This is a genomic window from Streptomyces gobitricini, assembly GCF_039532985.1.
GTDB lineage: Bacteria > Actinomycetota > Actinomycetes > Streptomycetales > Streptomycetaceae > Streptomyces > Streptomyces gobitricini.
Window position 1 is genome coordinate 94965 of the sequence record NZ_BAAASR010000013.1, and the last position, 10414, is coordinate 105378.

A 10414-nucleotide genomic window follows, 5' to 3' on the forward strand; every position below is an offset into this window, starting at 1 on the left:
CGCCCCCGGGGGCGGACGGTCACGCGTCGGGGCGGACCGGAGAAGGGGACGACGACCGCGCCGGGCGAGAAGACGGGGCAGGCGGACCGCCGTACCGACGACTGCCCCGGGAGCCTGTCGGAGAGAGCGATCCGGGGCTCCGGCGGCTCCGCTGCCCCAGCCGCGCCTGGCACGTCGCCGGGCCGGCCGACGCGGCCGGGGGCGTGGCCGGATCACAACGCATCGTCGCGACGGTCGGCCGATTGAACTCCTGTGCTGCTGTCGCCGACAGGTACGGTGCGACCATGGACGCATCCGGAACCGGCTCCGCAGACGAGAACATCAAGTCCACCGCGCGCCACCTGTTGACGAAAGTGGGCGCCTCAGGGTTGTCACTGGACGCCGTCGCCCGTGAGAGCGGTGTGCCCGTCGCCGGTGTGGAGGCCGTCTTCCCGCACCGTGACGCCCTGTTGACCGCTCTGGTCATCGACGCCTACAACGACTCCGGGGCCGCGATGGAGCGGGCCGATCAGGCGGCGAGGGACGGCGGCGCGTCGGCGGGCGCGCGGCTCCTGGCGGTCACTCGGGCGCTGCGACAGTGGTCGTTCGACAACACGGCCGAGTTCACGCTGATCTACGGCTCCCCGATCCCCGGTTACCACGCGCCCCAGGACACCGTCCCCCCGGCTTCGCGCACCCCTGCCGTCCTGGCCGGCATCGTGCGGTCCGCGCTGGAGGCCGGTGAACTCGCCCCGCCGCGGCGGACGGTGCCCGGCCCGCCGCTGCTCCTGCCGGAGGCGGTGGAGCTCTTCGGCGGCGTGCCCGGGGCGCCGTTCTCGGACATCATCGAGCGCGGCATCGTGCTGTGGAGCAGCCTGATCGGGCTGCTGGTGTTCCAGGTCTTCAGCCGCACGCACGACAGCGTCCGCGACGAGGCCGCGTTCTTCGACTACGCCGTCGCCGTGGCGGCCGAGAGCATCGGGCTCGAGGTCCCCTCGGGCGAGACCACAGACTGAACCGTCCGCAGCGTGCGCGTCACCGGCAGGGAACCAGGCCCTTGAACACCACCAGAACCCTCTGCTTCGTCATCGCGGCGCTCTCGTCGTACGCCGCGCTGCTCTACCGGCTGTGCCAGGTGCGGCGCAGTTGGCGGGAGAACGCCTATCGCACCCTCGTCATCACCCTGCTGCTCCAGTGCCTCACCTTCACGATGGGGGCCGTCGCCATGGGGGGCGAGAGCTTCCTCGGCGTCGGCAACCTCGCCATCCTGGTGATGCACCTGTCGGCCGTCGCCTTCTGCGTCAGTGCGCAGATCATCCTGTTGCGGTGGGCGAGCGCCGACGAGGAGGCGGCGCGGAAGTCCCGCTACTGGCTGGTCACCGGTATCGTCCTCGACGCGGCCCTGGCGGCGCTCTTCTTCGTCGCCGACGGTCCGGAGAGGCCGGCTTCGGACTTCGACACCGGCAGCGGCCGGCCGCTGATCCTCACCTACCTCCTGCTGTTCATCGTCTCGCAGGCGGTTCCGTGCGTCACCATCTTCCGCCAGTGCGGCCCCTACGCCCGCATGACCGACAACGCCTCGCTGCGCCGGGCCCTGCGGCTGCTCTCGGTCGCCGCGGTCGTCCTCTTCCTCTACTGCGCGGCCCGGACGGTGAACATCCTCACCGCCGCGTCCGGCATCGACATCGGCGTGTGGAAGGTCGCCGCGTCCGTCTTCAGCGCGGCCGGGATCGTCCTGCTGTCCCTCAGCCTCACCATGTCCTCCTGGTGGGCCTCGGCCGCCGGCGTCGTGGGATGGGTGCGCAGGTACCGCGCGTACCGGGCCCTCTATCCGCTCTGGCGGGACCTGTACGAGTCCTCTCCCGACATCGTCCTGGAGCCGCCCGGCGCCTCCGTCTCCGACCTCGACTACCGCCTGCACCGCCGGGTGGTGGAGATCCGGGACGGCTGGCGGGACCTGCGCCCGTACATCGACCGCACGGTCAACGGCGCCGCCGGGGCGGACCCGGAGTCGCGTGAGGAGTCCCTTCAGGCGTTCACCGAGGCGGCGCAGATCCGGCAGGCCCTCCACGCCAAGCGCACCGGCACCGTTCCCCCCGACAACAAGGACGCCGGCGACTTCGAGGACCGCGACACGGACAACTTCACCGCGGAGGTCGCCTGGCTCACCCAGGTCGCCTCCGCCTACCGCCGGCTGGGCAGGGCGGGGCGGGACCACCCGGCTCCGGCCGGCGACCACTCCCCTGTGTGAGCGTCCGCGCCGGTGCCCGTACGCGGCGATGGCCACCGCCCGGCCCGCACTCCCCCGCCGGGCCCGGCGGCCTCCCCCCGTCCCCCGTGGGTGGCCACCGGGCCATCGCCGGGCTCCCCCGTCGGGTCCGCGGGCCGGGCGGGTCCTCCCCGCCCGGCCCTGGCCCGACCCATCCCCCGAGGGCCGGACCGGCCGAGATGACCGGCATCCGACTCGGCCACCCCCGTGAACCAAGTTAGCTGCCAGCTATCGGCGAGCTCCAACGTTGTCTGAGTTACGGTCGATTGTCAACCAACCGCTAATCTGGGAAGCTGACGGTTAGCCAAGGGCTATGCCGAGGAGGTGACGGGAGGGAGAACGCGATGTCCGGGACCGAGGACCGGCCCGTGCTGGCGGTACGTCTGGACGACCTCTTCAAGACGATCCGCCCCAAGGGCAAGCACTGGACCAACGCCGAGGTGGCGGAGGAACTGAAGCAGGCCAATCCGGATCTCAGGGTCGGGGGCGTGTACCTGTCGCAGTTGCGGACGGGCAAGCGCTCCAATCCCTCGCCCGACCTGCTGGCCGCTCTGGCGCGCTTCTTCGGGGTGTCGGTCGCCTACTTCTTCGACGACGAGGTCGCCGAGTCCGTACTGAGCCAGGTCGCCGCCGTCGAGGCGCTGCGGCAGGCCGGGGTCCGCTCGGTGGCGATGCGGGCCGCCGGGATGAAGAAGGAGAACCTCCAGGCCATCACGGCCATCATGGACCAGTACCGGCAGATGCAGGGCCTCCCGCCCGTCACCGACCCCGTGGACCAGGAGTGAGGGGCAGCGGGAAAGGGCGGTCGGCCGACCAGGACCGCCGCAGCCGGCTCAAGAGGCTGCGGAAGGCCGGCGCCCGGCGGATCGCCGCTCTCGACCTGCCGCAGGTGGCCGATGTGGCCGCGCTCTGCCGCCACCTCAGCGAGGTCCGGGGCCGTCCGATCACGCTGGTCCCGATGCGGATGCCCGCGTCGCACCCGTGCGGCATGTGGGTCGCCGCACGCGACGAGGACCTCATCTTCTACGACGCCAACACGACCGGCGCGCATCAGGAGCACATCATCTTGCACGAGCTGGGACACATCATCTGCTGTCATCGCGGGGCGGGTTGGCTGGACGAGGCGAGTTCCCGCCTCCTCTTCCCGGACCTCGACCCCGACCTCGTACGCGACATGCTCCTGCGCGCGACCTACGACGACGTCCAGGAGCAGGAGGCGGAGATCATCGCCTACCTGCTCTCCCAGCGGGTCGGCAGCACCGGGGCCCGGCGCGGCACGGCCCCGGCCGGGCCGGGGAAGAACGCCACGCTGAACCGGATAGAACAGACCCTCATCTGACGTGACGCACTCCTTCCCCGGTGGACTCCACCTCCTCGGCCAGGACGGACACGGCGCGCCGGATGTCGTCCTCACGGTGCTCGCCGGTGACGAAGAAGCGCAGTCGCGCGAGCCCTTCCTCCACCGCGGGGTGCAGGATCGGGTCGGCGATGACCCCGCGATCGAACAGCCGGTCCGCGACGCGCAGCGTCCTCGCCGAGTCGCCGAGGAGGCACGGCACGATGGGGGTGTCCGCGCTGGAACCCGTCGCCAGTCCGGCCGAGGCCGCCAGCCCCCGGAAGAGCTCCGCGTTACGCCGCAGAGCCCGCACCCGGTGCGGTTCGGCGACGATCAGCTCCGTGGCGGCCAGCGCGGCGGCCGCGTTGGCCGGGGTGAGGCCCACGCTGTACACGAAGCCCGGCAGCGTGTGCCGGAGCCACCGCACCGTCCGGGCCGAGCCGCCCAGGTACCCGCCGCAGCTGGCGAAGGCCTTGGAGAGGGTGCCCATCCACAGGTCGACGTCGGACCGGGCGACGCCGAAGAACTCCCCCACGCCACGGCCGCTCTCGCCCACCGTGCCGATGCTGTGCGCCTCGTCCACCATCAGCAGGGCGCCGTAACGCTTCTTCAGGTCGATCACGGCCGGCAGGTCGACCAGATCGCCGTCCATGCTGTACGCGCCCTCGACGGCGATCAGCACCCGCCGGAAGCGCGACCGGTTGACCCGCAGCAGGTGCTCCAGCCGGCCGGTGTCGTTGTGGGCGAACGGGCGCCGCGCCGCGCCGGACAACGCGCAGCCCTGAAGGATGCTGTCGTGGGCGAGCGCGTCGTGCAGCACCAGGTCGTCGGGGCCGACGAGGTGCCCTATCGCGGTGACGTTGGTGGCGTGGCCGCTCACCAGCGCCAGGCAGTCCCCGACGCCGAGGAAGTCCGCGAGCGCGCGCTCCAGCCGTACCGTCAGGTCCCGTTCGCCGGACAGCGCCCGGCTGGCGGAGACGGAGGTCCCGTACCGCCCCACCGCCAGGCGGGCGGCCTCGTTGACCGCCGGATGTCCGGAGAGCCCCAGGTAGTTGTAGCTGCCGAAGGACAGGTAGGACCGGTCGCCGACCACCGTGGTGTCGCGGATGGTGCCCTGGTGGACGCGGAAGTACGGGAAGGCCGCGCCACTGGCGGTGACCGCGCTCAGCCGCTCCTCGAACTGCCGGACCTCGGCGAAGTCCTCGACGCGTCCGGTAGCCGCGTCCCAGTCCGCCGGGGGCTCCGGCGTGAGCGGTTCACCGGGGGCCGGCGGCTCCTGCCGGTGCGGATCGGCCAGGGCGATCAGGCGCCCGATGGTGAGTCCGGGCGCGTACATCTCCTCGGTGCGGAAGCCCGGTATCCGCCTGCCGATGCCGGCCTCCAGCTCGTGGAGCATCAGGGAGTCGAAGCCGAGATCGTTCCCGAGCGCCATCCGCTCGTCCAGGCCGGAGAGGGGGAGGACGCCGATCCGCGACACCTCCGCGAGCACGACGGAAGCGCCGGAAGGACCGGGCGCGCCGCCGCCCCCTGCCGCCGGACGCCGCGCCGGTACGGGCGCGGGAGGCGGTACGGACACCGGTACGGGGGCGGGGGCGGGAGGCGGTATGTGCGCGGGCGGCGGCGCGGGCGGCGGTATGTACGCGGGCGGCGGTACGGTCCCGTCCTCCCCCGCCGCCTCGCGGGCCGACTCGTCCACCACCCAGTGGCGACGCGGGGCGAGCGGGCTGGGCGGCAGGGTGCACGGGGGCACGCGTTCCGTCATGGGGCCCGGCCCCGCGCCGGTGACCGCGCGTTCCGCGAGCCGGGCGGGCGCGACCGTGCCCGCTCCGGGGGGCAGGGGCCCGCGCTCCGGTACGGCGGTGCCCGGCGGCTCTCCGCGCGGCGCCGTGCCGGCCACCTGGCCCGGCCCGAGCTCTCCGGTGCGGCCGGCCGCCAACGCCTCGGCCGCCGCGTTCAGCTTGGCCACGGCGTCGGCGGTGTCCTCCACCACCAGCGCGAGGCGCTCCGCGAGAGTGGTGCGGCGGGCCAGGGTGTCCGCCACCCGCGCCATGGGCGGGCGGTCGGCGGAGACGGCTTGGGCCAGTTCGCGGGCGTACCGGGCCAGCCCGGCGCGGTCGCGGGCGCTGAGGAGCAGGAGGTGCGGTCCACCGGCGTCCGGTGCCCGGGGGCGGGCCGGTGCCGTGACGCACTCCTCCACGACCAGGTGGACGCCGGTGCCGCCGAATCCGAAGGCGCTCACACCCGCCCGGCGCGGCGCACCGGAGAGCGGCCAGGGGGCCGGCGCGGTCGGCACGGTCAGCCGCGCGGCTTCGAGGACGGGACGGCCGGCCAGGGCGAACTCGGGTTGCGGTGGTACCACGCCCCGGTGCACGGCGAGGACGGTCTTGATGAGGCCGGCCACGCCCGCCGCGTTGAGCGAGTGCCCGACCACCGCCTTCACCGCGCCGAGCAGGGCGGGTGCGGCGTCCGCCTCGCCGCGCAGGTCGCGCAGGACACCGGTCTCGACGGGGTCGCCGACCGTGGTCCCGGTGCCGTGCGCCTCCAGGTAGCCCACCGTGCCGGGGCTGACGCCCGCGTCCCGGTAGGCCCGGCGCAGGGCTCGCAGCTGACCGGCCGCCCGGGGGTGCATACCGCCGTGCACGGTGCCGTCATTGGCCGTTCCCACGCCCCGGATCACCGCGTACACCCGGTCGCCGGCCGCCAGCGCGTCGGACAGGGGCCGCAGGACCAGGACTCCTGCGCCCTCTCCGAGGACGAACCCGTCCGCCTCGGCGCCGAACGGCAGGCACCTGCCGCTGCGCGAGATGGCGCCTATCCGGCACAGCCCCACCAACAGGTCGGGGGTGACATGCAGTTGCGCGCCGCCCGCCAGGGCGATGCGGCACCGGCCCGCCCGTAGCGCGAACACGGCGTTGGCCACGGCCATCAGTCCGCCGGAGCACGCCGAGTCCAGCGCGTAACTCTCACCGTGCAGGTCGAAGACCGAACTGATGGTGTTGGGGCCCATGTTGAGCAGGAGACCGGCCGCGGACGAACCGTGCAGTCCGCCCACGGCGCGGGCCGTCTCACGCCACCGGGGGTCGGTCGCCCGCGCCCCGAACTCGCCGCCGGCCAGCTGGCGCATCCGGATCTGCAGGGTGCTGATGTCGCGGTATCCGCTCTCGGTGAGCGACGTGATCACCGAGGTCTCCTCGCGGTCGAAGCCGTCGGTCTCCCACCCCGCGTCCTGGATCGCCTCGCGGGCGAGATCGATCAGCAGCCGGGCCTGCGGGTCCATCGCCGCGGCTCGCCGTGGCGGGATGTTGTAGTGCGCCGCGTCGAAGTGCCCCACGTCCGGCAGCAGGGCCATGGTGTCGGTGTAGACGGAGGACGGGTCGCGGAAGTCGTCGCCGAGGAACGCGGCGCTGCGCCAGCGTGAGTCCGGGACGGTGGAGAACCGGGCGCGCGGCGCCATCAGGAGCCGCCAGTACTGGTTCAGGTCCCCCGCCCCGGGGAAACGACACGACATCCCCACGACGGCGACATCGTCCCGCCGCGTCTCCCCGGGGCCCGCGGGGGCGCCGCTCACCGTCACCGCCGCGGCCCGGCGGTCGCCAGTCGCTCCCGCCACCAGTCCACGGTCGCGTCGACCTGTTCGTCCACGGGGGTGGCCCGTACCGCGAACGAGGACTCGTAGGCGGTCGAGTCGACGACGAAGGGCCGGTCGAACTGGTAGCGCACTTCCTTGAGTTCCCGGAGGAGCGGGGAGACGAGCGACGCGGCGCCCAGGACGGCCGGAGGCATTCCGCGGACCGCGACCGGTGCCGTTCCCGCGCGGGCCGCGAGGCGGTCGACCATGGCCCGGGTGGACAGGGCGGGCGCCGTCGGGACGTGCCAGGCGCGCCCCCAGGCCCGTTCCTCGGCCGCGACCTCGGCCAGCGTCCGGGCCACGTCGGGGAGGTAGGTCCAGCTGTGCGGGGCGTCCGGATCGCCGAGCGTGGTGACCGGCTTGCCGCGCAGCAGCCGGGGCATGACCCGGGCCGCGAGGTGGCCGCCGTCGGTCACGCCGGGCCCGAAGAAGTCCGAGGCCCGCACCTCGACCGCCTTGATACGGCCCTGTTCGTGCCGTGCCCGCGCCTGCTCCCACAGCGTGGCGCGCACCCGCCCCTTGGGGCCGGTGGCCGCGAGAGGCAGGTCCTCGGTCAGGGGGCCGTCCACCGGGCCGTAGCCGTAGAGGTTGCCCAGCATGACGAGGACGGCGCCGGTCGCCTCGGCCGCCTCGAAGGCCGACGAGGCCAGCGGTGGCCACTCGTCGGCCCAGCGGTGGTAGGGCGGTGCGGCGCAGCCGTGGATCGCGGTCGCCCCCTTGGCGGCGTCGACCAGTCTCCCGCTGTCCCTCGCGTCCAGCGCGATGTGCTCGATGCCCCGCTCCGGGCTGCGCCCCGATCTGGTGATGACGCGTACGGAGTGGCCCTGTCCTGCCAGCAGCCGCGCGGTGGCCGCCCCGGCGGGCCCGAAACCTAAGACGACATGAAGGTTCACGCACGCACACTAACCCGGCCGCGTACCGCGTCCGTCAGGAACGCGCCGTCCACTCGCTGCGGGCACCGCGGGGGGGCGGTCGTCCTGAACTCGCCCTCACAGTAGTCGATTTCGGGCCGCACGGGGCCGGCCGTCCAGCGGACCGGCACCCGGGAAGCGCCTGCGGGCGACGGATGACCAGCCGTCCCGGGCGCCCCTTACACCACAACCGGCGCGTGGCAGAAGTGGCTTGAGTGTGCGCGAAGGGGGCGCGGGGTGGTGTGGCAGATCTCGACATGGTCACAAGCTGGACGATCTCCGCCGGAGCCATAAGGTGTGCCTTACCTAAGTTGTATGGTGGCGCGGTCGGGCCGGTGACGGGGGAAGGAACGTGGTGTCCAATGGGCGACGTCCGCCTGGTGGCGAAGGACCTCGATGTCGGGCATGGCGGCCGCCCTGTGCTGAAGCGGGTGGACCTGTCGCTGCGGGCCGGGGCGATCACCGTGCTCGTCGGGCCCAACGGCTGCGGAAAATCGACCCTGTTGCGCACCGTGGCGGGCCTTCTTCCGCCACTCGCGGGTCAGGTGCGCGTCGACGGCACGCCTCTCGGGTCGTTCGCCCGCCGCACGCTGTCCCAGCGGCTGGCGTTCCTGCCGCAGACCTCGCAGGCTCCCGCCGGGGTGACGGTCCGTGAGCTCGTACGGCACGGCCGGTACGCCCACCGAGGCGCACTCGCGAGGCACACCGGCGAGGACACGGAGGCGATCGACTGGGCGCTGGACGTCACGGACGCGGCCCCGCTCGTCGACCGCCGGCTCGACGAGCTCTCCGGCGGCGAGCGTCAGCGGGCGTGGCTGGCCATGGTGCTGGCGCAGCGCGCCGGAGTGCTCCTGCTGGACGAGCCCACCACGTACCTCGACATGCGCCACCAGTTCGAAGTGCTCGACGTCGTACGGCGCCTGGCCCGGGAGCACGACATCGCCGTCGGGGTGGTCCTGCACGACCTGATGCAGGCCGCGGCCTACGCCGACGACGTCGTGGTCGTCGCGGACGGCGGGATCGCCGCCTCGGGCGCGGCCGGCGACGTCCTCACGCCGGACGTCATCGAACGGGCCTTCGGGCTGCGCGTGAGCGTCGTACGCGATCCGGCCACCGGCTATCTCGCCTGCTTCCCCCAGCGGTCCCAGGCTCCCGCCGCGTCCTGAACCCCCGGGGGCCGACGGCGGTCCGCCCGCACCACCAGCACACAAGGAGAGATTCACCATGCAGAGAATGCTGCGCGCCCTGGCGACGGGCGGTACCGCTGTGGCCCTGATGCTCACCGCCGCGGGCTGCGGGTCGGGAACGGTCGGCGAGAGCACGGACGGCGAGAGTGGTGGTGGCAAGCCGGCGAGCGGCGGGATCACCGTCGACACCGCCCAGGGCAAGGTCGGCCTGGACAAGCCCGCGACCAAGGTCGTGGCGCTGGAGTGGACGTACACCGAGGAACTGGTCGCGCTCGGTGTCACCCCGGCCGGCAACGCCGACAACAAGGGCTACAGCACCTGGATCACCGCCAAGGGCGCGGGCCTGCCGGGCGGGGTGACCGATGTGGGCGACCGCAACGAGCCCAGCCTGGAGAAGATCCGCGCCCTCCAGCCGGACCTCATCGTGATCGACAACGACCGGTCGAAGGCCAACCTGAAGCAGCTTCAGGCCATCGCGCCGGTGCTGTCGTTCACGTACACCACCAAGCCGCAGCTCCAGACGATGAAGAAGAACTTCGGCGAGCTGGCGAAGGCGGTCGGCAAGGAGGACAAGGCAGCCGAGATCACCCGGCGGATCGACACCAAGGCCGCCGACCTCAAGGGCCGGCTGGAGAAGGCGGGCAAGGGAGGCCTGAAGTACGCGCTCGCGCAGGGCTTCACCGCCAACGGCGCCGCCTCGATCCGCATGCTCACCGATGACGCGATCGCTCCCCAGGTACTGAACCTGGCCGGGCTGAAGAACGGCTGGAAGGGCCAGTCCGACGCCTGGGGCATGACCACGGTCGGCGTCGAGGGCCTGACCAAGGTGGAGAAGGACGCGACCTTCCTGTACGTCGCCGCCGCCAACGACGACCCGTTCACCGGTGACCTCGCGGACAACGCGGTGTGGAAGGGCCTGGAGTTCGTCAGGACGGACAAGGCCCTGCCGCTCGACCCCGGCACCTGGCTCTTCGGCGGTCCGCTGTCGGCGATGCACATCCTCGACGAGACCGGTAAGGCTCTGAAGGTCTGATGGCCCCGGAAGGACTGACGACGGCCGCACCCGCCGCCCGTCTGCCCGGCCGCCGCCCACGAGCCGCGCTC

General features: G+C 73.0%; 8 protein-coding genes. 6 read left to right on the forward strand and 2 right to left on the reverse strand.

Translation table 11 applies throughout. The annotated features are described in order from the left end of the window. The first annotated feature begins 284 nt into the window (after window positions 1–284). The 4 genes from ABD347_RS10150 to ABD347_RS10165 all read left to right on the forward strand — a co-directional run bounded on the left by ABD347_RS10150 (window position 285) and on the right by ABD347_RS10165 (window position 3587). Entirely contained in the window at window positions 285–995 is a 711-nt protein-coding gene (locus tag ABD347_RS10150) for a TetR/AcrR family transcriptional regulator (RefSeq protein WP_344359259.1), read from the forward strand. Window positions 996–1036: 41 nt separating this feature from the next. Then, a complete protein-coding gene (locus tag ABD347_RS10155; protein WP_344359261.1) occupies window positions 1037–2230 on the forward strand; it encodes an MAB_1171c family putative transporter in 1194 nt (397 codons plus the stop codon). A 362-nt stretch (window positions 2231–2592) separates the two neighbouring features. Beyond that, window positions 2593–3033 (forward strand): helix-turn-helix domain-containing protein, encoded by a 441-nt coding sequence (locus ABD347_RS10160; RefSeq protein ID WP_344359264.1) that lies wholly within the window; start codon window positions 2593–2595, stop codon window positions 3031–3033. Further along, window positions 3030–3587, forward strand: coding sequence for a toxin (locus ABD347_RS10165; protein WP_344359267.1), 558 nt, complete (start codon window positions 3030–3032; stop codon window positions 3585–3587). The genes ABD347_RS10160 and ABD347_RS10165 overlap by 4 nt, the downstream gene beginning before the upstream one ends. Here the strand turns inward: ABD347_RS10165 and ABD347_RS10170 are convergent. Both ABD347_RS10170 and ABD347_RS10175 read right to left on the reverse strand, forming a co-directional pair. Continuing rightward, on the reverse strand, window positions 3580–7092 hold the full coding sequence (locus tag ABD347_RS10170; RefSeq protein WP_425575623.1) for an aminotransferase class I/II-fold pyridoxal phosphate-dependent enzyme: 3513 nt from the start codon (window positions 7090–7092) through the stop codon (window positions 3580–3582). The two genes, ABD347_RS10165 and ABD347_RS10170, sit on opposite strands and share 8 nt — an antisense overlap. A 62-nt stretch (window positions 7093–7154) precedes the next feature. Further along, on the reverse strand, window positions 7155–8105 hold the full coding sequence (locus ABD347_RS10175) for an NAD-dependent epimerase/dehydratase family protein (RefSeq protein ID WP_344359272.1): 951 nt from the start codon (window positions 8103–8105) through the stop codon (window positions 7155–7157). Between the two features lie 380 nt (window positions 8106–8485). Here ABD347_RS10175 and ABD347_RS10180 point away from each other — a divergent pair, with 380 nt between their 5' ends. Together ABD347_RS10180 and ABD347_RS10185 are read left to right on the forward strand one after the other, a co-directional pair. Continuing rightward, window positions 8486–9289, forward strand: coding sequence for an ABC transporter ATP-binding protein (locus tag ABD347_RS10180; protein WP_344359274.1), 804 nt, complete (start codon window positions 8486–8488; stop codon window positions 9287–9289). Window positions 9290–9347: 58 nt separating this feature from the next. Beyond that, window positions 9348–10343, forward strand: a complete 996-nt coding sequence (locus ABD347_RS10185; protein ID WP_344359277.1) for an ABC transporter substrate-binding protein — start codon at window positions 9348–9350, stop codon at window positions 10341–10343. Window positions 10344–10414 lie beyond the last annotated feature (71 nt).

Bases quoted from the DNA above. Each gene is read 5' to 3' on its own strand.
- ABD347_RS10150 (WP_344359259.1), top strand. From the start codon at position 285: ATGGACGCATCCGGAACCGGCTCCGCAGACGAGAACATCAAGTCCACC.
- ABD347_RS10160 (WP_344359264.1), top strand. From the start codon at position 2,593: ATGTCCGGGACCGAGGACCGGCCCGTGCTGGCGGTACGTCTGGACGAC.
- ABD347_RS10170 (WP_425575623.1), bottom strand. From the start codon at position 7,092: ATGTCGTGTCGTTTCCCCGGGGCGGGGGACCTGAACCAGTACTGGCGG.
- ABD347_RS10180 (WP_344359274.1), top strand. From the start codon at position 8,486: ATGGGCGACGTCCGCCTGGTGGCGAAGGACCTCGATGTCGGGCATGGC.
- ABD347_RS10185 (WP_344359277.1), top strand. From the start codon at position 9,348: ATGCAGAGAATGCTGCGCGCCCTGGCGACGGGCGGTACCGCTGTGGCC.